We start from the raw sequence: 22518 nt of genomic DNA on the forward strand, positions 1-22518 counted from the left end.
CAGGTCGCGAGAATGTCTGCGATGGTGTCGTGTTCGGCTTGGGTGACCCACAAACCGTATGCCGCTTTGACTTCCACTTGAGCAGTCACGTACTGGCAGCGGTAGGCCTTGTTGGGTGGCAGCCACGACGCCGCGTCGGAATCCGACTTCTTCTGGTTCGTGGGCCCGTCGACAGCGCGCAGGTTTCGAGGGTCGTTGGCCAGATTGGTTCGCGTCTGTGTATCGAGTTGTTGTGCGCCCTTCTGCCAGGCGTCCGAGAGTGCGACGACATGATCGATCTGGACTGCAGAAGACGTGTCCTGGCCGCGGGTGAACGCGATGGTCTTGTTCGTGTACGGGTCACGGAGCGTACCGGTTTGGACCGAGCAGCTTTTGGAGCCGTCCTTGAATGTCAGGTCGGTGAGGTCACGCCGCAGGATGTCGTTGCGAGTATCGCAGCCGTTGTGGCCGAATTCGACGGTGACGTCGTCGGTCCAGGCGGTACCGAACAGCGCGCGGTCGTATCCGGTCTTGGGTGCGCGTCCCTTGACGGGGATCTGTGCCAGCAGTTCAATTGCGGCGGACGAAGGAGCCGAGGCTTCGGTCACGACCGTCGTGGTGACACCGGATCCGATTCCCGAACCGAGAGAAGATGTTTCGGGCGCGTCGGCGTTGGAATTGGCGCAACCTCCCAGCACGATCACGGCAGCAATGCCGATGGTGACGCCGGTGATGCCGCGCCTGTGATGTGCCGTGCGTGCCATGTGTGAGAGTCCATTTCTGCGAGAGATGAACTACAAGTATGTCATTCACGACAATTCGGGCCTAACCGGCACTGTCTGTCAGTCCGGTCGAAGGAACCATCGAGTCACCGGGACCGAGACGAGGACCCGCGGACCGTCACGAGTTTCGTCTGCGGCATCCCAGCCGTCGTACTTCTCGCCGAAAAGTCTCAGGAGGTCGACGAATTCGCCGACGTCGTGATGAATTGTCGCGAGGCCCTGTGCGACCCACGGGTCGCCAGCGGATCCGTCGACTGCCAACGAGACCCGAGGATCGTCCAGCAGGTTCCGAACCTTACGATTCTGCTCAGCGCTCGGTATCCAGAATGTGTTCTGATGCAGTAAGAACCAGACCGGAGTCGTGTGCGGCGAGCCGTCGCTTCGGAGGGTGGTCAACCACACGCAAGGAGCATCCGCGATAGTCACGGTCCCAGTATCGGCGCCGGCGCGAGGTTCACCAATCGAGTGTTCGGAACGAACAATGCCCGGCCCTCGCCGTTGGCGAGGACCGGGCATTGTCGGGAAGGGAGTGGAAGCGTCAGATCTCGATCTTGGGGGTCTGTTCGCCCAGCTTGTGGCGGGCCAGCGCCAGGTTCGCACGCGCACGGTCCAAAACGAGGTACACGAACAGCGTCGACAGTCCGGGCGTCTCGAGGATGCGAATGAGGTGGTACTGGTTGCTCAGGGTGATCAGGATGTCTTCCAGGGTGTCGGTAATCCCCAAGTTACTCATCGTGCGGAGCTTTGCTCGCACAACCTCGGAGTTGCCGGCGCCGGCGTACTCGAGGCTGAATGACGGGTTGCCGCTCATGCCGAGAACCATTCCGCTGTCGGCGTCGACGACGGCTGCACCGCTGGCACCGTCGATGCGCATCAATTCGCCGAGGATCTTGTCGATGTTGCTCATTGCTTCTCCTTGGTAGGGCCGAGTCGCGCGGGGCGACTCCAGGTGATGCTTCGGTGGTGAAGTCATCGGTACATTTCGAGGTGGAATCGTTGGTTGCGGCGTCGGGAGTGGGTCGGGCGGCAACTTTTCAGTTTGTGAGATTTGTGGGCTCGTTCCGTTCGGTGCAGATGGGCGGCCATTCGACGACTCGAATTCGTCGATGCGGTCTGCGGGTAGCCAGCCGTCTCCGGCGGGTGCGTTGAGTGGCCGTCTCGTATCCGTCTCGTAGTCCGGGGCCGGCGGCTGGAGTTGCGGATACACCGGTGCGGTCAGCGATCGCTTGTACGGAATCGGCTGACCACCCGCGTCGGCGACGTTCGCGAACCAGGCGGCGTACCCGGGGTCGCTGCGATCGAGGTTTTGCCCGCGATCGTCGTCTTCCTCGCGGGAACCTCGTCGACGAAAAAGTCCCACTCGTTCCAGCCCCTTATAGACGAACTATTTCCGATCGGAGCGTTCCGGATGAACGCGGCAGACCGGACAATCCCACCCGTAGTTATTTTGCAGTTAAGTCACCGTAGCATGGGTTCGCGAACGGGGCATACAGTCCAATCCCGCAGTCGGGAGGGCGAGGCGCTCGGATTCGGCCGGATGCTCGGGCAATTGGCGCTGACGGGCGATGCCGGTCCGTTCGAACGCCAGTGGCCCTCTGGCATCCTTGAGGGATGAAGAAAACGATCACCGGGTTCATCGGTGCCTGCTCGCTGGTGGCGCTGGTTGCCTGCGGTTCAGACGGAGACAAGCCGACCGAGGTCGGAACACTAACTTCCTCTGCTTCGGCGACCACCACGGCGACGTCGACGACGTCATCCGAGGCTCCGGCGACGTCGTCGGAAATACCTACCGAGACACCTTCGGTCGACTCGAGTGCTCCGGCTGAGGTCCCGTCCGACCCGAATGTGAGTTCGGCGCTGCCACGGACCTACGCGCAGGCGTGCTCCGACGTTCTCCGGTACCTCGACGCATACCAGCCGGCCATCGACGAGTCCGGAGAGGAAATGGGCATGACGCGTGAATCATTGGCAAACGACATGCTGACCTCCATCCAGGCTTATCCCGAATGGTCGAGCCTGTCTGCCGACGAGCAGGCCGAGGTCACTCGCGGATTCGCCGCAGCGACCGCGGGAAGTTGCTGACCTACTTTCAGAACAACGATTCCTGAATCGCCACGCCAGGGGACTCGAACTCGCCGACGGTGATGGTTCGACCGACCAGTCCGGACACATCCGCGACGAAGCGTGGCGATTCAGGATCGGGGTCGATCCGCAGCGAGGCGATCGAACCGGCAAGGCCCTCCAGATACAAGGAATGTTCCCCGGACTCGAAAGTGTGCGGATACGCGATCAACGGTGCCGCATCGAAGACCACGTCAGCGCACGCCGGCGCCGTCCATTCTTCGGGAGCCTCCAGGATCTCGATTCCGTCGATGTCCGATCCGATGTCATTCAGCTCGTCTTTGATCGACGATACGAAGTGGTGCAACGACTTTCGTAGTTTCTCTCGATCCAAGGGACCTGTCAACGCTTCGATCTTCCGAGACGTACGTATTGCCTGGCTCAAGTGGAAGTGCTCCGAAACTCGGGCTTCGAGGGCGCGAATGCTGTAACCGTCCGTCGACCGCGCTACGAACAATGCGCAGACTGCCCCTTGTTCGGCGACTCGCGGATGCTTGCGGAACTCGGACGCCGTCCCCACCTTCATCTGGCCGCCGGCGAATACGTCGACGTAGAGCCATTGTGGTTGTGCGAGGTAGGTACGCACATTCGGATGAATGTGCGCGCCGCTGACGTGTGCCTGATGAACCGTGGTGAACCCCTCACGATTTCGGCATCGGTCGCATTGGCGTCCTGCGGTGACCGTCGCCCCGCGGTCGCACGGCGAGTGTCCTGGACCTTCGGCGGTGAGATCTCGCCAGCCGAGGCAGCGGCGGCCCTTCGTCTCGTCGACGGAGAATCGCAGCACCGAGTCGTGAGTGAAGAAGGTCGTAGCGGAAGTGGTGTCGTCGACGCATCGGATCCGCGGTGCTGTCGGGTTCGACCAATCGATTCCGCGAACGAGCAGGGTCATGATGAAGTGTCGATTCCTTCTGTAGTTCGCAGGTCGACACCTATGGTAGTCACTGCACATGCGGGTCAGTGCAGTGGTTGTGCCCCACGTTGTTCGAGCATCAGCGTCATCAGCCCGGATTCCTGACTCTGGGTGTTGATCATGTCGCGGGCGGACTGTTTCACCGGCCCGCTCTCGAGTAGGGCGTCGGCGGCCTGCGCCATGGCGATCCCGCCACGGTGGTGGCGTTCCATCAGTTGAAGGAAAAGGACCTCGGCGTCGAGCCCGCGAGCGCTGCTCAGTTTCTCGAGTTCTTCGGTCGTAGCCATACCAGGCATGGAGTCGGTCTCGGTGTCCAGCGTTGCCGGGTGATGACGAGAGTCACCCGCGCCGCTCGGCGACGCCTCCATCCACGCCATCGGCGTTCTACTGTTCGGCGGGACACCGGCCAACCTCAGCCAACCGAGCATGACACCGATTTCCGTTCGTTGAACATCGTCGATCTGCTGGGCCAGTCTCGTCACCGCCGGGTCCACATCGGGACTCAGACGCGCGAGAATGAAGAGGGCCTGTTGATGGTGGGCCGCCATGTCGTGCACGAATCCGATTTCGGTTTCGCTCAGAACAGCTCTCTGCGTGTGGTTCTCGGGTGCGAACAGCGGACGTAGTGCTGCGCCGAGTACGAGCAGCATCAGTGCTGCAGCCACGAGTGCGACGGCTTTGACCGCTCGCGGTGCCGTCATGATCCCACGGTCGTCTTCTGGTCAGCCGGTGGTGTGTAGACACCGTTTTCGAGTTGCATGGCAACAAAGCCGTTGTCGGCGCACGTCGCCCACAACGTGGTCCCGCGCCATTCGGGCGGGGAGAAGCACCAATCGGTCGAGATGTCGCCGAGAGCGACCATGCCCGACCGCGAACTCAGTGCTTGGCCGGGGTCGAACTGGCCCTGCGCGATCGACTGCGCGATTGCCGGGGTGCTGAGAACGGGTACCCCGATGAGCGACGCGAGAGCGTGTGGCGAGTTGGCGAGTTCGAGATTGCCGCCGGTCCGAGCAGGTGGGTTGAAGTACGCAATTTCGTGGACGTCGAAGGGATCTCGAACATCGAAGACCCGAATCCCGCTCGAGATCCATCCACATGCCAGCGCCGTCGGGTCGACCGGGCGATCTGCCGAACAGTAGTGAGATTCGTACGCGAACAGCGATCCACCGGCCGCGGACGCCAGCGCAGCGTCTTGATTCTCCGGCAGATTGATTTCGAGCTTCACCGAATTGACGACCGACGGTTCGTCGTCATCGGAGACGTCGATCAATTTGACTCCGCCGGAACCACCTTCGTCGACGGTGAACAGGTACGGCGAACCGTCGTAGGTGACCGGAATGCTGTGTTGGGTGGCCCAACCGTCGGTCCACGAGAGCTGGGACAGTTGGCGCACCCGAGGATTCGGGACGCGGCGCTGAACCTCACTGATGTCGAGGACATGTATTCCGCCGAGATTGTTCGACAAGTACATGCGATTTCCGTCGGGACTGATTCCGAAGCCGTGCGTCGACAACCCGATGAGGTCCTGCCAGACGACGCGTGGGTTGGCGGGATCGGTGAGATCGACGGCGCTCACCACGCCGGGAGCGGTGCCGGAAGACCAGTAGGTGTTCCCGTCCGGTGAAAATCCTCCCTCGTGATTGGTGATGGGCAGCAGCATCCCCAGATCGGTTCCTGGTCCGGGGTTGAGTAGTTTCGGGTGCGCGCAATCGGAGATGTCGTAGACCGACATCAGGCCGACGCCGGTCAAGAGCGGAACGCCCGTGCCCACCAGCAGCTTTCGCGCGGTGTTGACCTTGAGGCTCTCCCACGTTCCGGCCAGCATCGCGGGTTCGGTCAGCGTGGCGGTGAGAGCGGGATTGGCAGGATCCGACACGTCGAGAACTTGGACGCCCTGTGCGGGGCCCAGGAGGTTCCCGGGGAAGAAACTGCCGACGTACGAGCAGTGTTCGAAGTTGGTGGACGTGATCCCGCCGCCGCGACCCGAGTAGCCGCCGATCTGAGACATGTTGCAGCTGTAGCCGTCTCGGCTGCGTCCGCTGTTTCGGTCCTCGGCCGGAACATCACCCTGCAACCCGGTCTCGGGCATCGATCCCGGGCCGCATTCGGCGCGGCTTGCGGCGGTGGAAGCGACACCCGGATTCTCGTGGATCGAGCCCGGGGCAGTGGCGGGCTCAGCCGACGCGACGCACACGGGAAGGACGGTGATCAAGGCGACGAGTGCGATGGCAGATCTGGTTCTGATGGTCGTGAACGATTTCATCGAGTCCAACTCCCGGTGCGGGATTGCCTTTCGTATCTCACGGGCAGACGTATCTCACGGACAGGCAGCACGGAGGGCAGGCGCGTGTTCGAGCGCTCACGACGATCGGGTCGGGGTGTGAACCGGTGTCGGGCCGCAACCAACCGGACAATGCTGTCCGGTTGGTATCGTAGTGTGCGTGACATCGTCTGGCCGCGTCAATAGCGGATCTCTCAACAGAGGGCCGAGAGATGCGGCGCGCAATCGTGCGGCACTCGTCTCAGCAGCTCGTGAGGTGTTCGCCACTCAGGGTTTTGCTGCTCCGCTCAGCCTGATCGCCCGCACGGCCGGCGTCGGTCAGGGCAGCCTCTACCGGCACTTTCCCACTCGCGAAAGCCTCGCACTCGCGGTGTTCGACGAGAACATCGTCGAGCTGCAAGATATGTCTGCCGATCCGGATTCGACTCTCGACGATCTTTTTCGATTGTTGGTAGACCAGATCACCACCTCCATCGTGTTCGTGGAGGTCATCAAGCCCGTCTCCTTCGGCGACTCACGACTGAATTCGGCAGGCACCCGCCTGACCGATCTCCTCGAAGGACGCCTCGAGGAGGCGCGTCGAGCTGGGAAGATACGCGAGTCCGTGACTGCTGAGGACGTGATTCTGGCGATCGCGATGTTCGCCGCGATCATGGAACGGACTGCCGAGAGCTCGCGAAAAGAAGTCGCGCACTCGGCCTGGAACCTACTTGTGCAGGGACTGGCCGGGCCGGCAGCGGCGGGCTGAGTCGCGTTCGCCTCGCGCCTCGAGGTGATCGCCTAGGCTCGTGGCATGGCTATTGTCTGGACAGTTCCTCGCGCTATCGGCTCCACTTTGCTCGTTGCTCCGTTGATCAAGGAGTTCCTTGTCGAGGGTGACGGCACCCTCGATGCAAAACTGACTGCGGTCGGTACGGTCTCTGCCTCTCTCGAGAAGCAAGTCGGCCGCACGTTCACCTCGATCAGCGCTGCTTCGGCGGCAATCTTTTCCGGTGCTGCCGGTTCCACCAGCGTGCCAGACGCACTACGTCTGGCCGTGATGCGCACTCTGTCCACCGAGGTCGTCGTCAGGAAGCCGGCTCCGCAGCCGTTCTCCGAGAAGGTCGGGAAGAGGTTGGGGCAGTATGTCTTTGCTTTGCGTGACCCGCGTAACGACCAGGTGTTCCATGTCGGGCACGGCACGGGAAATCAAGTATTCGCGCCGGTATTCGAAGCGCTCGGTGAACTCGCGAACCTCGAAGGAGCGGACGCTCCGGCCGAGTCGAATGCTGCTGTGACGGCAGCCAAGATCGCTCGGATCCGCGAGATCTACGACGCAGGTTCGGCGGTGGAGCACTTCGTACTCCTCCGCTCGGTCTCTGCCGCCACGGATTCGGCCGCCACTACCGACGAGGTCGTCCGAGGCATCGTGGAAGCCTTGCGGATCACCGACGCGGGAGAGGGTCTGACCAATCTCGCGGGCGATACCTCGGACAAGGACGCCCGTGCGACGCGCGTCGAGGAACTCGCATTGCGCTACTCGGCTGATCCCGCGCCGGAACTCCCGACGCCGAGCATCGTCCTCCACGTACCGGCCTCCGCCCGTCCGGGAGCAACGCCGGAAGAGATCTACGAACTCGCGCGCGCCGAGTGGTCTGCCGGTGCGGCTGTTCGTGCCGAGATCGGAATTCCCGTTCTGGTGTTTGCCGACAGCATCATTCGTGGTGCCTTCCGTGCTCAGTCATGGGAGGTGTCCACCCGCAATGCCGACGGAAGCCAACTGTGGCGGTTCAACGGAACCGTCGACGACGAGCTTGCTGCCAAGTACGTCGGAACCGAGGTCACCCCGCACAACGTCGGCCTGAAGAAGTGGCCCGTCAGCGGTTGGGTCACGAGGTTGACTACCGCCCGTCCAGGTGCGGTCATGCCGGGACCTCGTAAGTCCAAGTAACGCAACAACTTCAGGTAGAAGTCATTGTGGGGGCGGGATCCGTTCGGATCCCGCCCCCACAATATCGTTGCCCGGGGTTGTCAGCCGAGCAATCCGCTTCCCAGATAGTCGTTCTCGGTGCATCCCGGCGGAATGAGATACACCGCAGAACCGATCGGCGTCGTCCACTCGTTGAGTGCGTCGAAGTCACTCAATCGCTGTTGGACCGGTAGATATTGCTCGGCGATGTCCCGTTGGAATGCTGCGAAGATCAATCCCGAATTCGAGGTCTGCCCGCTCTCGGGTGCGTCGTCGTAGTTGTATGCCCGACGGAAGAACTGCTCCTTCTCATGCGTCTGGTGGGCTCGCGCGATGTGTGATCCTGGCGGGATCACCGGAATCCCGAACTTGTCCGTGAGTGTGAAATCCGCTTCGTCGAATTCGTTGGTTCCGTTGAGCGGAGCGCCATTGGACAACGTGCGCCCCATCGTGAGTTCGCGCCCCGAACGGTCGAGTTCGTCCCAGGTATCCATTTCCATGCGAATGCGTCGCAGTACCAACGAGGTTCCGCCCGCCAGCCACGACTGACCCGCGCCGTCGTGCCAGATCAGTGAATCGAAATCCACTGTTCCCGGAGCAGGATTGACGGTCCCGTCCACTTGGCCCATGAGATTGCGCATCGTGGTTCCCTCAGGCGTGGTGCCGCGAGCGTTGCGGAATCCCTTTTGCGTCCACCGGATGGTCGTCAGTGATCGGACGTTCTTGGTCAGAACTCGCACAGCATGAGCAATGGTCACCGGATCGTCGCCACAAATCTGCAACAACAGGTCCGATCCGCCCCATCGATCGTCAAGTCGGTCGATCGCGTAGCTCGGCAACGGCTCGAACCAGTCCGGTTGACGTGCTTGCAATCCCAGCTTGGTGAACAGGCCAGGGCCGTAGCCGACGGTCACTGTCAAGCGTGCCGGATCCACAGCCAGTTCCCGTTCGGTGTCCGCCAACGCCGGGTTGCCCGCGGTGAGCCGTGACGCATCCTCGGACCACATCTTCATGATTCCGACGACGACTGCTCGATCGGTTCCAGGCAAGAGGTCGAACCCGATGAACGTGCCGTGCGCTTGCGGCGTGGTGTCGATGCCGGCTTGGTGGACGCCGTAGAACGGTTCCACCAGCTTGCCTGCTTGCTGCTCGTGTTGGCTGCGCTCCACCACTGTGGTTGCGCCCCAAGTTATTCCCGCGACGCCGAGCGCGGCGGCGCCTCCTCCGAGAAGGCGCCGCCGGCTGAGTGCTCGGCTGGGCGGGTTCGTGTTCTCAGCCACCGTGATTCGGGTCGTAGTTCTCCTGATTACCGGAGAAGTCGCGAATCTGGGCTGTGAACGTGGTGCTGGAACCGTCGTCGTAGATCAAGGTGAGGTCGGTTTCTGCGCCTGGGAGCAGCGGCGCGGACAGGTCCATGAACATGAGGTGGTCACCGCCCGGGGCGAGGGAGGCGGACCCGTTGGCAGGGACCAGGAAACCGCCGTCCTTGGGACGCATCGTCATCGTTCCGCCGTCGCCAGTCACGACTTCGTGCAGTTCGAGTCGAGACGACGCGGGGCTGGTGGCCGAGACCACGCGTACGTCCTTGTCACTGGAGTTGACGAGTTCGGCGAACGCCGCGCTCATTCCTTCCGGCGCGGCCTTGACCCATTGATCCTGAACTGTGATGGATTGTGCAGCTTCGGTTTCCTTGTCGGAGTTGGAAGAACAGCCGGTCAGGGCGAGAGCTGCGGACAGTGCAACAGCTGCGAATATCTTTGTGCGAACAGTCATGTGTGTCTCCGTAATTCGTGAAGTGTCAGGTGGTGGCACGGCGTTTGAACGCCGCAAGGCACAGGTCGATCAGCAGGAATGCGAGAAGGCTGATGCCGAGTAGCGGAACGAACCAACCGACCAACGCCGTGATCGCGACGAGCGCAACGAGGCCGACCGGGGAGAGGTTGCGGATTCCGCCGCGGGCAGGAACCCGGCCGGCTGCCCAGTCGGAGCCACGAGTGGGGCGTCGGCGCCACCACATGATGTAGCCCCGAATGACCACGCTGACCAGTGCGAGTGCCAGTGCGGCGAGTGCGATCTGGTTGGCAAGACCGAACAGCAGGCCCATGTGGAGTTGGATTCCCCAGGCCGAAAGTTTGGCTGCGAGTGGCCAATCCGAGAACCACAACTCGTCGGTGACCTTTTGCGTCGCTCCGTCGATTGCGATGGTGTTGTTGCTGTACACCCAGGGCTGACGTGTCTGGGCGACGGTGAACGCCGTCTCGGCGTTCGCGGGTATCGATACTTCGACAGGACCGGTGATCCCGTTGTACCTGGCGATACCGAGGACGGTGTCGACGCGTCCGACGTTGGTGTCCGTCAGCGTGCCGGTGGCGGCGGGGGCCATGTCGTGACCCTCGTGCCCGCCTGTCGCCGGAGGGGGAGCGTCGCCGAGAGTTTTCACAACTGAGGGCGTCGTCCAACTCAACGCGGTTCTCAGATTGCTGACGTTCTCTCCGGCGTAGGTCGACCACGTGAGGCCGGTCGCCGAGAGGAAGACCAATGCAACTGCTATCCAGATGCCGACGACACCGTGCCAGTTCAGGGTCCGGCTTCGTCCGGTGGATGCTCGGTCGATCGTGAGCAGTCGAGCGTTCCGGGCGGTGCGGTAACGACGGAACCAGAGGTAGACACCGCCGAGTGCGACCACCCACATCCACGACGCGGCCAATTCGCTGTAGAGGCGGCCGGGTTCGCCGAGATGAAGGTGGCGATGCAGTTGGGAGATCCAGGTTCGCAGCGGCAGCGAACCACTGCTTCCGTAGACCGCCAGCTCGCCGACCGGCTGTGCGAGCACCGGATCGACGAAGACGGCGAGCCTCTCCGATTCGCCCAGTGACGGATCGGTGAACAGGACTCGGGTGGTTTCGCCGGCAGCAGGGGACGGACGTACTGCCGAGACCGTCAAGTCGGGGCGGTACTGCTGAGCGGAACGGATCTGGTCGTTCAGTGACGCGATCTGTCCGGTGGTGTCGGTCTGGAGGTAGTCGCTGTAAACGAACTTCTCGATGGTGGGTGCCATCGCGTAGAGGCCGCCGCTCAATGCGGCGATGAGGATGAACGGTCCGATCAGGACGCCGGCGTAGAAGTGCAGACGCAGGATCAGTGGTCTGGCCCCGCCAACCTGCTTCTTCGGGGGAGAACTGTCGTTGGACGCGCGCGTCTGTGCGCGCTCCAATTCGGGTGCGGACATGCGTGTACTCGATCCCGCTGTGCGCCTTTGTTAACCGCGGGCGGTTAATAAAGGCGCACAGCAAAGTGGCGCACGTAATCACGTGCGTGAAAGGAAAAGGGAGGTGAGTTACACGAATGCCGGTGGGCCGCGAGTGCCCAGGCCAGAGGTGAGAAGTTGACGCAGAACAACTTTGGCGCGGTATCGAGTACGTGCAGCGAACGGCGACGGTTCAGCTGCCCACGGGCGCAATAGAACGGCGACGATTGCCGCTACCGTCGATGCGGCCACGACGTATCCGCGTTCTGCGCCGCGGATCAGCACTGCGCACACTCCGACGGCAGCGATGTGTGCTGCGAGCATCGGAAGGGACAGGAGCAGGCCGTGTTGATGATCCGAAGCGATGGTCAACGTCGCGTGACCGATGGCCTGACCCGCAGCGAGCATGAGGGCGAGCAAGAGCGCGGGGGAGCGACGGGTGTCGATGGACGTGACCACCGCGCCGACGCTCGCGCAGGCGAGGATCAGCAACACGACAGCGCTTTCGGACGGGGCCATGCCGCCGCCACCGAGCGCGTGGGCTGCGACGGAAACCGCGCCGGAGGTGCCGCCCACGAAAGCACCGCGCAGCTGCGCGACATCTTTCGGTCCCGGCGTCATACGCGAAAGGATACAGGCGCCTACTACCGGGCTTAGTAGGTGATCGGTCGGGATCGTTTCGGTGGCCGACCGACGAACGCATTAGGTGGGGGATTTGTCCGATTCGCCAAACTTTGCCGAGGACCGGGTGAAACAAACGTGACGGTCATTTTCCGGTGCCAGACTTGGCTCTGGTCGCCGGCAACGGGTCGACGGCAGGGCAAACACATAGGAGAGTTTCATGAGGCGTCGATTCTTTGCGATATTCGCCCTGATGGGTGCGTTCGGTCTCTTCCTGTCTTCGGTGGCCTCGGCGGACCCGGTCACACGCTCCGTGTCGGGCACCCTTGTCAACTCGTGTAGCGATACTGGCGATCCGGTCGGGATATGGATGGTCGTATGGGATGGCTCGACGCAGATATCCTCGGCCACTGTCGGGGTGGGTGGCGGATACACGATCACGAACGTTCCTCCGGGCAATTACACGGTCAGTCCATACTCGCCGGCTGGATGCGGATCCGTACCCGACAGGACGGCGGTAGATCTGACGACGTCCGACGCGACCGGGATCGACTTCGAGTTGGTGAAGGTGTTCAGCATCGTCGGAACTGTCACTGGGTGTCCGGGTGCTGACGGGGTCGGGGCGTCTGACGTGACGTTGAATCTCCTCGATGCCGGCACGCAAATCGCGACGACAACGACGGATGATTCCGGTGACTACTTCTTTCAGTACAAGCCGGCCAAGGACGGCTATTCCGTAGAAGTGGTTCCCGGCAGCGGATGCGGTGCCGATCCAGCAGTAATTCCGGTGAATCTGAGCACGAATGACGTCACCGGTGTCGACTTCGCGCTCACTGCCGACGGCTGCGATACGGGCAGTTCGTTCGGAAGTGTGGATCTGTCGACGATTTTCGGAAGTCTCGGTAGTTCGGAATTCTGCAGCAGCTGAACACTTGTCCATGAAGGGAGGGTGATCGCCGAGGCGATCGCCCTCCCTTTTCTCGTTTGTTACCAAGGGATTTGCCCTGACATTGCGGAAGGCTGTTTCTAGCGGCAGATGAAGATATCTGTGCCGCATATCGTTACGACGTTCGTATTTGCTGAGATCGGCACAAGCTTGGGGACCAAAGTCATCGAAGTGCGGGTGTAACGGTCTGTTGTGCCACGACGGTATTGAGCAGAGAACGGCAAGCCCGCCAGAGTGATAGCGTCCGAGAGGCTATGTCCGAAATGATTCCGAACTCGACCTAGGAAAACGGTGCGCAGCGATAACAACGGTTCGAATAACGGAGTCCTGGGGAACAACTCCGGAACGACTCAGGGCGACGGCCATTTCGACGCGTCCGACGACGGCTATGCAACGTCGATTCGAACCGTCACCTTCACACCACAATTCGACGAGCCTGCAGCAAAACCGTTGCCCAGTCAGCGGATGCGCCAGCAACGTCGTGAAGAGCCGACCGATTTTCGGACCTCGACGCCCAGGCCTATGACCTCCGTCGACGACCTGGACATCATCAAGCGGGCGAAGCGTCCACCCGAACGCGGTTTGGGCAGTGTGTTGTTCAAACTCACCGGGGGCCGGATCAACACTGGGCAGTCGGCTGCCGAACTCGAACACCAGGCTCTCGTGCGCCGTGCCAACCGAACGGTGCGCGGCGTGTACAAGATTGCTTTCATCTCACTCAAGGGTGGAGTGGGGAAAACCACGGCGGCCAAAACTGTCGGTTCGACGTTCGCATCGATCCGTGGGGATCGAATCGTAGCCATCGACGCCAATCCCGACCTGGGGACTCTGGCTGATCGCGAACGACGTGAACATCACCTGACCGTTCGTGATCTGTTGGCCGACGGTGACATTCGTACGTACAGCGATGTTCGCTACTACACCTCGCAAGGCGACAGCCGACTCGAAATCCTTGCGAGTGAGGCAGATCCGGAAACTTCGGAGTCGTTCAACGAGCAGGACTACCTCGATACTCTCCGAATTCTCGAGGTGCACTACAACATCGTCATCACCGACTGTGGCACCGGAATCATGCACTCGGCCATGTACGGAATTCTCGACGAAGCAGATGCTTTGGTTGTCGTCAGCCCGACGGCTCAGGATGGTGCCCGTAGTGCTGCAGCAACGCTCAGTTGGCTGACCAAGCACGGATACGCAGATCTGGTGAGCAGGTCGGTCGTGGCGATCAATTCGACGCGGCCGGGTTCGTCTTCGCTCGACCTCGATCAACTCGAGGACGTTTTCGCTCAGCGTGGAGTGCGAGCGGTCAAGACGTTGCCCTACGACGATCACCTGGGCGAAGGCGGTCCGATCGACTTGAAGTTGTTGAACAAGCGCACGGCACGGGCATATCTGGAACTCGTCGCAGCAATTGCCGATGGTTTCCCGGACTCGGTGGGCAAGCACGCTTCTCGATAGAACGTGCTCGCCACCGAATCTGATCAGCAGGCTCCGGCGTTCAAGGGTGCCGAAGTATCGCGCCGTATCCGTCGGCGAGAACGAGGCGTTCGTCGATCTGTACCAACTCGGTGCCGGTCCCGATTGCGATGTAAGGGAGTACGCGATCGGCGGGCCCGATCAACTCTCCACTGGTGACTTCCTTGTCGTCAGGATCGGTGAGCAGCAGCGTCTCGACCTTGCCCTGTTCGAGGGCGTCGAGGACGCGTGCGGTCCCGTCGATGGAGAGGCCGGAGTCCCGGCCCTGCTCGGCGACGTAGCGTTCGGTTTCCACATCCATTCTGCGCAGTCGCTGCGTGTCGATCAGTTCACGAATCGACTTGGACACCTCGGCGGGTGTCGAACCGACTGAACGCGAACCCTTTTCGACGTCCACCACCCGTAGCGTCGACGGCAAAAGCTGTGCAAAAGCTTTGCGGGATTGTACTTCTCCGATGACAACTACCAGCGCGACCTTGTGTTCACGGGCTAGCGCCGCCGCGCGCTCCACAGCCTGAGTCAGGTTCTTCCGGATATTCTCCTCCACGAGGCTTTGGCTGTCGGTGTATCGCTCCTGACCGCCCACGTGTGCCTTGTGGACCGGGAAGCCGTCTCCGTCTACCGTTTCGCCGTACACGTCACGCCCGCGAGCATCGCGCACGCACAGGTCCGCGCCAGTGTGGTCGACCTTGGCGATGAGGAACGGTTCGGTGTCGTATCCGTGTGCGATCAGTGGAATCAGGTAGGGCAGTTCGCCCAAGGTCGCGATAGTGGAGCCGGCAGGTTCGAGCAGAATATCGTCGATCAGCACTGCCTCGGAAGTGGCGACGATCGCGCGCCCGGCGCGACCTGAGATGCCGTGATGGTTGTCCTTCACCTCGTCCAGTCGTGCGATCAGCGATTCCGATGCTCCCTGTTTCGTGAGTTGATTGCGCATCGAGCGCCATTCGAGTTCGAAGCGCTCGCGCGCATCTTCCCGGTTACGGACGTCTTCGAAGTACACGGAGGCAAACGGGCCGTCACTCGAACCGACCTTCTTCAGTCGCCCAGCATGCATGTCGGCTCCCTTCTGTAGTGGTCCTATGCCGCGTACCCGACAACCGGTGATTCGACACGACCGCTTTCAGTTCGCACGTTTGTTCGACTGCTGGTACTGTCTGTGAACGTGAGGGTGGTGCAGAGGGAAGCCTGCATCACCTTCACGCCAAGAGCCCGGGACCTGCCGCCGACTGCCTTCGGCGGCAGGTCCCGATTCTGCTTACTCGGCGTCGTCAGTGCCCTTCGACCTGTCGGAACTCTTGCGCCAGTGGGTGAATCGTTCCTTGATGTCCGACGCTACATCGCCGACGCCATTCCCCACGGCGCCCACCGCACCGCCCAATCCGCTACCGATGTCGCGCACCATGCGGATCAAAGGGTCCTCCGACTCGTCGAAGTTCTGCTTGTAGGTCTTGGCTGCATTCTTGAACTCGTCGCTGATCTTCGCTCCGTCGTCATCGCCGCGACGGGGGTAGTTTCCGCGCAGAATCGCGGCGTAGTCTCCGCTGTCCACCCACTTCTTGAGCTCGGCGGCGCGAAGCACCGAGAACGGGTGAGAGAGCAGTTCGATGTTGAGGAGCTTGAGTACACCGTCGCGGAGGTCGCCGCTGGCGTCGTACTCGGCGGCCTGGGCAAGAAACGCGTCGATGTCGATTTCACTGACTCGGGATCCGCCCGCCAATTTCATCTGGACGCGAATCGCGGTGTGTACGTCCTGCCCGCACAACAGTCCGGCACGATCACCGGACAGTTCTGACTTGCGCTGCCATTCCATGAGGGCGGCGATGATCGCGCGCAATGCCCACCCGCCGACGGGCAGCCATCCGATGGTTCCGGCCAGTCGCATCAAATGCATCAGGATGGTCCGATACACAGCATGACCGGACAGCGCGTGGCCAAGTTCGTGGCCGATGATGAACCGCTGTTCCTCGTAGTTCATCACGTCCAATAGGCCGGTAGTGACCACCATGAACGGCTTGTCCATGCCGATGGTGAAGGCGTTGACCATCGGGGTCTGGAGTACGAACAGCTCGGGTGTCTCGTCGGCCTGCAGGATGTCGACGCAGTCACGGCGCAGGTCGTTCAGGTCGCTGAACTGGCGTTCGTCGACTCGCACCGACGTGGCGAGGTACATGAGGCGGTGCTGACGTTCTTGGAGCAGTCCGGACAGCGTCCGCAGGACAGTGTCGAACCCCCGAAGCGTCCGGAGCGTCACCAATGCAGCCCGATCGGCTGGGTGTTCCCACGCACGCGAGCTGATGTCCGGGAACTCGATTCGGGTGCGATCTGGTGCAGTGGTCATGGTGGCCCCTCACTTCGATGTGTGTCGACTCACCTCCAGGGTAACGACTAGTCGGTTTAGCGTGGATTTCCGGCAGCTCACTCGGTGGGCTGGGGGAGCGTGCAATCGGTGACTTTGGGGTTGACGCCGAAGTAGTTCAGCGGACCCGCGATGACCGTGAGCGCGATGGTCCCGACGCCGGCGCAGTTGGTCGGCGAACTGCTGTAGTAGCCGCGTTGGCCGGCCGCGACGGCCCCGACTATCAGCCAGATCAGAACGATCAGAGTCACAATTCTCATCATGGCGGGCTCGATTCTTCAAATATAATGGTGCCCAGCGAAATACCCGGTCAGAGTGGGTATGAAACGCTCTGCCGACGGGTATCCACGGTGTATGCGGCTCGAGGCGGGCGTATCCGCCCGAGTGAACGCACTGAAGGAGCTTGTGATGATCATCCTCGGCGTGATCCTGCTGATAATCGGTTTCGTGGTGAACATTCCGATCCTGTGGACGATTGGTGTCGTCTTGCTGGTGATCGGAATCATCCTGTACGCGCTGGGCGCGGCTGGGCACGCCATCGGTGGTCGGCGGCATTACTACTGATCCGTTGTCGGCTCGTCGTGCGTATCCGTGCCAGTCGGCGCGGTCGGTACGGTGCGCTGAACGGCACGCGCAATCAGTTCCCGAAGGCAGACCTGGTGCAGCGTTCGCTGTTGCCAGTCGCTGCCGTTGCCTGTGACTGACTTGTGCTGCAGCGCCGACTCCACGCTCGCGTACTCGCCCCCCTCGTCGAGGGAGTCACGGACATGGATCAGGAGCCGGTGCAACAGTTCCGTGGCTGAAATTCTTTGTGAGGTAATCGGATCGATCGACGCTCCCAGGACGCCTTCCTTCGCGGACACCCAGGTTGCGAGGCGGAGGCTCTCGAGGGAAATGTTCGGAGCCTCGATGCCCCGGTCTATCGCGCGCAACGCAGTTGCCACCAGAGCCCGTCCAAGGGTTGCAAGTAGCGCTGCGTCCTCTGCTGTCGGCTGAACGTCGCAGACTCGGATCTCGACGGTCGGTAGGTGGCAGGAAGGTCGGATATCCCAGTAGGCCATCCGCTTGTCGAGCATCACGCCGCAATCCACCATCTTCGCAACCGCGGTGTCGAAGTCCCCGGTGGTCTCGAAGTACGGCGGCGGCCCGGCGACTGGCCACCTGGACCATTGGATCGCCCGCCAACTCGCGAAGTCGGTGTCGACTCCTTGGTGGACACGGGAATTGGCGCTCAGTGCCAACAAGGCGGGCAACCAGATGCGCACGTGATTGCAGACCTGCACGGCCTGTACTTGATCAGCGACGCCCACATGGATGTGGCAACCGCAGATGCTTTGTTCGGCAGCGAGGGCGCCGAAGCGTTCGCCCATCCGGCGGTAGCGAGGCGAGTCGCTGATCTCGAAACGCGAAGGCCCCGAAAGCGGTGCGCCGACGGCCAACAGCCTGCAGCCGTTCAACTCGGCAGCTTTTGCCGCGAGCCGACGCATGTCGATCAAGTGGGTTCGGAGTTCGTCGATGCCATGGCACACGGGAGAGTTGGTCTCGACTTGGCAGCGGGACAACTCGAGTTGAAGATCCAACCCCAGTGTCGACGCGGTTTCCGCAACCGCAACATTGTCGGTGGACGGCAACCAGGAGGTTGGGTCGACGAGGATGAATTCTTCTTCGACGCCGACGGTCGGGGTCGTCGATTCGTGGCGGCCAGCGGTAGATTCGGCCGAGCAGGTGGCGCCCATGCTCGCGTCTACCCGGTCGGTCGAAGGCGGAAACCGACCCGAGGAAGCCCCGTTCTCGTCGGGAGAACGGGGCCTGTGGTCGGCCTTGCCAACATCTCGGAAGCGTCAACGAGTCCTTGCACACCGTATGAATCTGGGGACTGGCGTGCCTGGGAAAACGTACTGTGTCGGACTCGGTAAAACGAGACCCCAAGGCATGTCTCACCCCCTATTTCACCCTCGTGTGGACTTGTCCGCACACCCTTCGCCGAGTCGCGGATCATGACCTGGCGGCCTGCGGTGGTGCAGTCTCGGTTTTATCCGTGGGGCCGCCGTTATCGAGCAGATTCCGAGAATACGAACCCATCTAAACTAACGTCCAGCATTCGGATGTGACGTTCTGGCGGAGTGTGTGGGTTCGGTGAGTCAACAGATATTTGATCAGTTAATCGCGTGCACAGCATCCGGAGAAGTTGTGGAACTTTCGAACTGGTATTGCCTTTCACCAGCGCAAATCTTCAGTGGTCATGAGTAAAAGTCAGAAGATGGGAGAAAGTGCCTGGGATTGTGTTGCTACCGGTTCGTTATCGCATACGAGTGTCCACTATGTGCGTGGATGACGACTCTTGAAGGCGGGCAAAACTGCGTGTCAGCTGTGTCGGAGCTTCCTCTGCCTTTGTGTTCTTGGATTGAGAGTTTCACCAGGAATATCTTTCGTGATCGACGCGCCGGGAAATTTTTCTCAAGATTTACCCACTTGCTAATTGGGGAATTCAGCGGGTTGCGGAAGACCGAAATATTGCGGGTGGGAGCTGTTATTTCCGGTGATTTGCCCATATCTTGCTGAGTGACGTATTTGCGACCGAAGTGTCGCGCGGTCGAGAAATAATGCTTTTCATGCTTTACATTGGAAATTGCAAGATGCACGTTTCATCCTCAGTGTTAAACGAAAGGACGAACGCAATGGGTAGCTTGGAAGATTTCGACATCGCGGCACTTCTTCAGAAGGTCATCGCATTCTTCGACGGATTCTCGTCGGACGAGACCGAGACCCCCACGGGCTAAGACTTAGCGAAGCCGCTGTGCATCCGGATGACACTGGATGCGCAGCGGCTTCTTTGTATCAGGACCCCATCTGTCAGCCCAGCCGGATCTGTCAACCCAGCCGGGAACTGAGCTCGGTATCTCGGCCGGGGCGGACTCAGCTTGCACATCGGTGCGAGCTGGAACGATCTTTGTCACATAAAATGTTAGGTATTACATATTGGACATCGATGAGTATTAGGGTGCAGGTATGGGGACGAAGCAGCCGGCCGGTTCAAGCGCAGATCGTAGTATCCGCGACGAAAAGCAGAGTGCCGTATTCCAACCACTGGCACGGACCAGCTTGCGCAGCGATGCCACGAGACTGCTTCGGGCCCGGATCTCGAGCGGTGAACTGGAGTCCGGCCGGCTCTACGCGATTGGCGACATCGCAGCGCAACTCGAGGTCTCGCCCACCCCGGTGCGTGAGGCTCTACTCGATCTGAAGAGCCAAGGGCTCATCGAGATGGTGAGGAACCGCGGCTTTCGCATCGTCGAACTGACGGATGACGAACTCGCGGACATCGTCGAAGTCCGGCTGATGCTCGAGCCACCTGCAATGGCGAAGGTTGCCGTGCTCGAACCCCCGCTGGATCTCACCGATCTCTGGAAGCTGAGCAAGCGCGTCGAGAACGCCGCGGCCGAGGGGGATCTGGTCTCATTCCTGACCCTGGACAAGGACTTCCACCTGGAGCTGTTGGCTGCACTGGGTAACGCACGGCTGGTCAAGGTGGTGGAGCAGTTGCGCGATCAGACTCGCCTGTCCGGGCTGAAAGGCATTGCAGGCAGCAAGGACTTGGTCGGGTCGGCTCGGGAGCACGATCAACTCCTGCAGGCGTTGGAATCACGAGATCCGGTTGCGGCCGAAGCTGTCATGACTGCACACCTCCACCACGTCAGCGGGTTGTGGGCCGGACGCTCCGAAAAGTCCGACTGAAGCGGTCTGGCCCGAACACGCCGGCATAGGCCGGGAGGCTTCGGCCGAACACGCTGCGAGCGACCAACTCTCCGGTGACGGGGCCGAGGGTTATACCGAGCATCGCGTGGCCGGTGGCGACAGTGACATTCGGATGGTGAGGTAAGCGACCGATGATGGGCATCCCGTCGGGTGTCATCGGGCGTAGCCCTGTCCACGGGACTGCATTCTGCGGAGGTTCCCAGGTGTCGAAATAGTCGGCTGCCGAGGTCAGTATGCCTCCGGCCCTTCGCTTGTCGATGTGTTCACTTCGGCCTCCGAATCCCATGGTGCCGGCCAGTCGAGTCGCACCGGACAACGGCGTGACGGCAACTTTGGCTTCCGACAGATACGACGCCCGAGTACCGACGGGGAAAATCGGTGGAACGTCGAAACCGTAGCCTTTGCCGGATTGGACGGGGAGTGTGTACCCGAGTGCTCGCACCACATCGGCGCTCCAGGTGCCCGCCGCGACCACAAAATGATCGGACGTCATCGGCCGTTCTACTCCAGAAGCTGTCACGTTGCCGGCGGAGTCTGCTGACAGTGTGAGTTCGGTGCCTTCCACGATCTCGACCCCGAGGCTCTCGCATTGTGTGATCAAGCTTTCGACGAAGGCTGCGGGGTCGAGGAATCTCTCGTGGGGACAGACGATCCCACCGACGACCGAGCTCGAGAGTCCCGGCATCAGCTGAGCCGTTCGGGCACTGGTGTGTACGTCGAATTCGTCACCGCCGAGTGCTCGCACCAGCGTCATTTCTTCGGCGTGGGAGTCGAGCGACTTCTGTGTGCGAAACAGCTGCACCAATCCGGATCGGTGGTTTTCGAACTGAAGCCCAGTGCGCTCGAGTTCGTCGAAAAGCTCGAAAGTCCGATGATTGAGTGCCATCAGATTTCGCAGACCGGATTCGAATCTCGTTGTGGTGCAGTTGCGAAGCATCGCAATCAAGAAGGAGGCAAGGCGAGGGTCGCGGCTGGGGCTGATGTACAGCGGGCTGTCAGGACGCAGCATCCACTTCAACGATTGGGTCAGTACTCCGGGGGCAGGGACGGGGGCCGACATGCTCGGGACGACCCACCCGGCGTTATGGCTCGACGCGCCGGTTCCCGCATCCCTCGCGTCGACTACACACACGTCGGCTCCCTCGGCAGCCAAAGCCAGCGCCGAACACAACCCGATCGAACCGGCACCGATAACGGTCACTCTCATGGAAATTTGCCCTCTACTGACGGTTGGCGATCGTCATCTGTCCGCGGAGGCCGGCAGATGCCAATTGATAGTTGACGGTGATCAGTCCGATGATGTCGTCGACGGTGTTCAAGCGATGCTCGATGGTTCGATCTGACGTTCGCCGAGAACCGGGGACACCCTCCGCCATCTCCGCAGCAGTTGTTGTCGGGTGAACGATTTCGAGGACCCACTCGTCGCGTAACTCCGTCGGCTTCAGCGAGTCGCACTGTTGCACAACTCGTCTGGATGCATCGCGAATGGCTGCGCACGCCAGACTCGGCGGAAGCGAGTTGGTAGCAGACCACCCGTGCGCCTGCTTCACCACGACGGTTTCGGTCGAAGGAGACGTAGCGCTGACCAACCCGCAGATCACGTCATCTCCAGTGACCAAGCCGACCGGCACGCCGTGAGTAGCCGCGTAGAGCGAGTTCACATCGCTTTCCGACACGGTCCTGCCGTCGAGACGAACATCCGTGAACAGAGCCGAGAACGTATGTGCCAGCACACCCGGACCACCCGCAGGAGCGTGGTAGCCGACGAAAAGGGCCACGTCGTGTTCAGCGGTGAGACCCTCTGCCATGCACTGCAGTTTCGGCGATCCGAACAGAACCCGCGCCCGCGGATCCAGTTCGGCGTGCAGCAGATTGTCCATCGTTCCATGACTGTCGTTGACGAGCACCGATTGCGCGCCCGCGTCGAATGCTCCGGCGATTGCCGCGTTGGCCTCGGCCGTCATCAGTGCTTGCGCACGTTGGTATCCGTGACCTCCACGAACTATCTGGTCGAGCGTCGCAATTCCTGCGATGCCTTCCATGTCCACCGAAATATAAACGTGCATAGTGAGACTCTCCGTTTGTCGAT

22 protein-coding genes and 1 pseudogene are annotated in these 22518 nt (G+C 61.3%); 7 read left to right on the plus strand and 16 right to left on the minus strand.

Translation table 11 applies throughout. From position 1 onward, the window contains the following. Positions 1–8: 8 nt before the first annotated feature. The 3 genes and pseudogenes from P3G66_RS11900 to P3G66_RS11910 form a co-directional block, all read right to left on the minus strand. Positions 9–743, minus strand: a pseudogene (locus tag P3G66_RS11900) (HNH endonuclease family protein); the annotation flags it as partial. Between the two features lie 78 nt (positions 744–821). After that, positions 822–1187: a pyridoxamine 5'-phosphate oxidase family protein gene (locus tag P3G66_RS11905; RefSeq protein WP_047269305.1), complete on the minus strand. Its 366-nt coding sequence runs from the start codon at positions 1185–1187 to the stop codon at positions 822–824. A 112-nt stretch (positions 1188–1299) separates the two neighbouring features. Then, a complete protein-coding gene (locus P3G66_RS11910; protein WP_276116573.1) occupies positions 1300–1668 on the minus strand; it encodes a hypothetical protein in 369 nt (122 codons plus the stop codon). A gap of 704 nt (positions 1669–2372) precedes the next feature. Between P3G66_RS11910 and P3G66_RS11915 the strand changes: the two genes are divergently transcribed. Beyond that, the gene (locus P3G66_RS11915) at positions 2373–2843 is read left to right on the plus strand and encodes a hypothetical protein (protein ID WP_003945723.1); all 471 of its coding nucleotides are present in this window, start codon (positions 2373–2375) and stop codon (positions 2841–2843) included. A gap of 7 nt (positions 2844–2850) precedes the next feature. On the opposite strand, the gene P3G66_RS11920 is transcribed toward P3G66_RS11915, so the two are convergent. The 3 genes from P3G66_RS11920 to P3G66_RS11930 all read right to left on the minus strand — a co-directional run bounded on the left by P3G66_RS11920 (position 2851) and on the right by P3G66_RS11930 (position 6058). Beyond that, positions 2851–3774 (minus strand): DUF2797 domain-containing protein, encoded by a 924-nt coding sequence (locus P3G66_RS11920; RefSeq protein WP_003945794.1) that lies wholly within the window; start codon positions 3772–3774, stop codon positions 2851–2853. 65 nt (positions 3775–3839) lie between these two features. Continuing rightward, positions 3840–4496 carry a DUF305 domain-containing protein gene (locus P3G66_RS11925; protein WP_007734614.1) on the minus strand — a complete coding sequence of 219 codons (657 nt, stop codon included), beginning with the start codon at positions 4494–4496 and terminating at the stop codon, positions 3840–3842. Continuing rightward, entirely contained in the window at positions 4493–6058 is a 1566-nt protein-coding gene (locus P3G66_RS11930; RefSeq protein ID WP_003945495.1) for a hypothetical protein, read from the minus strand. Before P3G66_RS11930 ends, P3G66_RS11925 begins: the two co-directional genes overlap by 4 nt. A 178-nt stretch (positions 6059–6236) precedes the next feature. On the opposite strand from P3G66_RS11930, the gene P3G66_RS11935 reads away from it, so the two are divergent. Both P3G66_RS11935 and P3G66_RS11940 read left to right on the plus strand, forming a co-directional pair. Further along, positions 6237–6824 (plus strand): TetR/AcrR family transcriptional regulator, encoded by a 588-nt coding sequence (locus P3G66_RS11935; RefSeq protein ID WP_276116574.1) that lies wholly within the window; start codon positions 6237–6239, stop codon positions 6822–6824. Between the two features lie 45 nt (positions 6825–6869). Then, entirely contained in the window at positions 6870–8006 is a 1137-nt protein-coding gene (locus tag P3G66_RS11940; RefSeq protein ID WP_047269279.1) for a GIY-YIG nuclease family protein, read from the plus strand. 80 nt (positions 8007–8086) lie between these two features. Here the strand turns inward: P3G66_RS11940 and P3G66_RS11945 are convergent, their stop codons facing one another. The 4 genes from P3G66_RS11945 to P3G66_RS11960 all read right to left on the minus strand — a co-directional run bounded on the left by P3G66_RS11945 (position 8087) and on the right by P3G66_RS11960 (position 11892). Beyond that, on the minus strand, positions 8087–9304 hold the full coding sequence (locus P3G66_RS11945) for a Dyp-type peroxidase (protein WP_276116575.1): 1218 nt from the start codon (positions 9302–9304) through the stop codon (positions 8087–8089). Next, on the minus strand, positions 9297–9797 hold the full coding sequence (locus P3G66_RS11950; RefSeq protein WP_276116576.1) for a copper chaperone PCu(A)C: 501 nt from the start codon (positions 9795–9797) through the stop codon (positions 9297–9299). Before P3G66_RS11950 ends, P3G66_RS11945 begins: the two co-directional genes overlap by 8 nt. A 25-nt stretch (positions 9798–9822) precedes the next feature. Further along, positions 9823–11253, minus strand: coding sequence for a PepSY domain-containing protein (locus P3G66_RS11955; RefSeq protein WP_042920206.1), 1431 nt, complete (start codon positions 11251–11253; stop codon positions 9823–9825). Between the two features lie 108 nt (positions 11254–11361). After that, the gene (locus tag P3G66_RS11960) at positions 11362–11892 is read right to left on the minus strand and encodes a hypothetical protein (RefSeq protein WP_007734626.1); all 531 of its coding nucleotides are present in this window, start codon (positions 11890–11892) and stop codon (positions 11362–11364) included. Between the two features lie 220 nt (positions 11893–12112). Here P3G66_RS11960 and P3G66_RS11965 point away from each other — a divergent pair, with 220 nt between their 5' ends. Both P3G66_RS11965 and P3G66_RS11970 read left to right on the plus strand, forming a co-directional pair. Then, positions 12113–12820 (plus strand): hypothetical protein, encoded by a 708-nt coding sequence (locus P3G66_RS11965; RefSeq protein WP_064112938.1) that lies wholly within the window; start codon positions 12113–12115, stop codon positions 12818–12820. Between the two features lie 309 nt (positions 12821–13129). Beyond that, complete coding sequence (locus P3G66_RS11970) at positions 13130–14296, plus strand: MinD/ParA family protein (RefSeq protein WP_003945525.1); 1167 nt, start codon at positions 13130–13132, stop codon at positions 14294–14296. Positions 14297–14336: 40 nt separating this feature from the next. Here P3G66_RS11970 and P3G66_RS11975 read toward each other — a convergent pair whose 3' ends face one another. From P3G66_RS11975 to P3G66_RS11985, 3 genes are all read right to left on the minus strand, one after another. Continuing rightward, a complete protein-coding gene (locus P3G66_RS11975) occupies positions 14337–15371 on the minus strand; it encodes a hypothetical protein (RefSeq protein WP_007734628.1) in 1035 nt (344 codons plus the stop codon). A 201-nt stretch (positions 15372–15572) separates the two neighbouring features. Beyond that, positions 15573–16655 (minus strand): M48 family metallopeptidase, encoded by a 1083-nt coding sequence (locus P3G66_RS11980; protein ID WP_042452503.1) that lies wholly within the window; start codon positions 16653–16655, stop codon positions 15573–15575. 77 nt (positions 16656–16732) lie between these two features. Beyond that, positions 16733–16936: a hypothetical protein gene (locus P3G66_RS11985; RefSeq protein ID WP_003945456.1), complete on the minus strand. Its 204-nt coding sequence runs from the start codon at positions 16934–16936 to the stop codon at positions 16733–16735. A 145-nt stretch (positions 16937–17081) separates the two neighbouring features. On the opposite strand from P3G66_RS11985, the gene P3G66_RS11990 reads away from it, so the two are divergent. Further along, positions 17082–17237 (plus strand): DUF6131 family protein, encoded by a 156-nt coding sequence (locus tag P3G66_RS11990; protein WP_003945912.1) that lies wholly within the window; start codon positions 17082–17084, stop codon positions 17235–17237. On the opposite strand, the gene P3G66_RS11995 is transcribed toward P3G66_RS11990, so the two are convergent. Then, positions 17231–18409, minus strand: coding sequence for a glutamate--cysteine ligase (locus P3G66_RS11995; RefSeq protein WP_276116577.1), 1179 nt, complete (start codon positions 18407–18409; stop codon positions 17231–17233). The genes P3G66_RS11990 and P3G66_RS11995 overlap by 7 nt on opposite strands. Positions 18410–19682: 1273 nt before the next feature. On the opposite strand from P3G66_RS11995, the gene P3G66_RS12000 reads away from it, so the two are divergent. Further along, on the plus strand, positions 19683–20408 hold the full coding sequence (locus tag P3G66_RS12000; RefSeq protein ID WP_081305440.1) for a GntR family transcriptional regulator: 726 nt from the start codon (positions 19683–19685) through the stop codon (positions 20406–20408). On the opposite strand, the gene P3G66_RS12005 is transcribed toward P3G66_RS12000, so the two are convergent. Both P3G66_RS12005 and P3G66_RS12010 read right to left on the minus strand, forming a co-directional pair. Further along, complete coding sequence (locus P3G66_RS12005) at positions 20368–21636, minus strand: FAD-dependent oxidoreductase (protein ID WP_065456070.1); 1269 nt, start codon at positions 21634–21636, stop codon at positions 20368–20370. The two genes, P3G66_RS12000 and P3G66_RS12005, sit on opposite strands and share 41 nt — an antisense overlap. Positions 21637–21649: 13 nt before the next feature. Next, positions 21650–22495 carry a M55 family metallopeptidase gene (locus P3G66_RS12010; RefSeq protein ID WP_064112942.1) on the minus strand — a complete coding sequence of 282 codons (846 nt, stop codon included), beginning with the start codon at positions 22493–22495 and terminating at the stop codon, positions 21650–21652. Positions 22496–22518: the final 23 nt, after the last annotated feature.

It is taken from the genome of Rhodococcus sp. C3V (assembly GCF_029269915.1).
Classification (GTDB): Bacteria; Actinomycetota; Actinomycetes; order Mycobacteriales; family Mycobacteriaceae; genus Rhodococcus_F; species Rhodococcus_F qingshengii.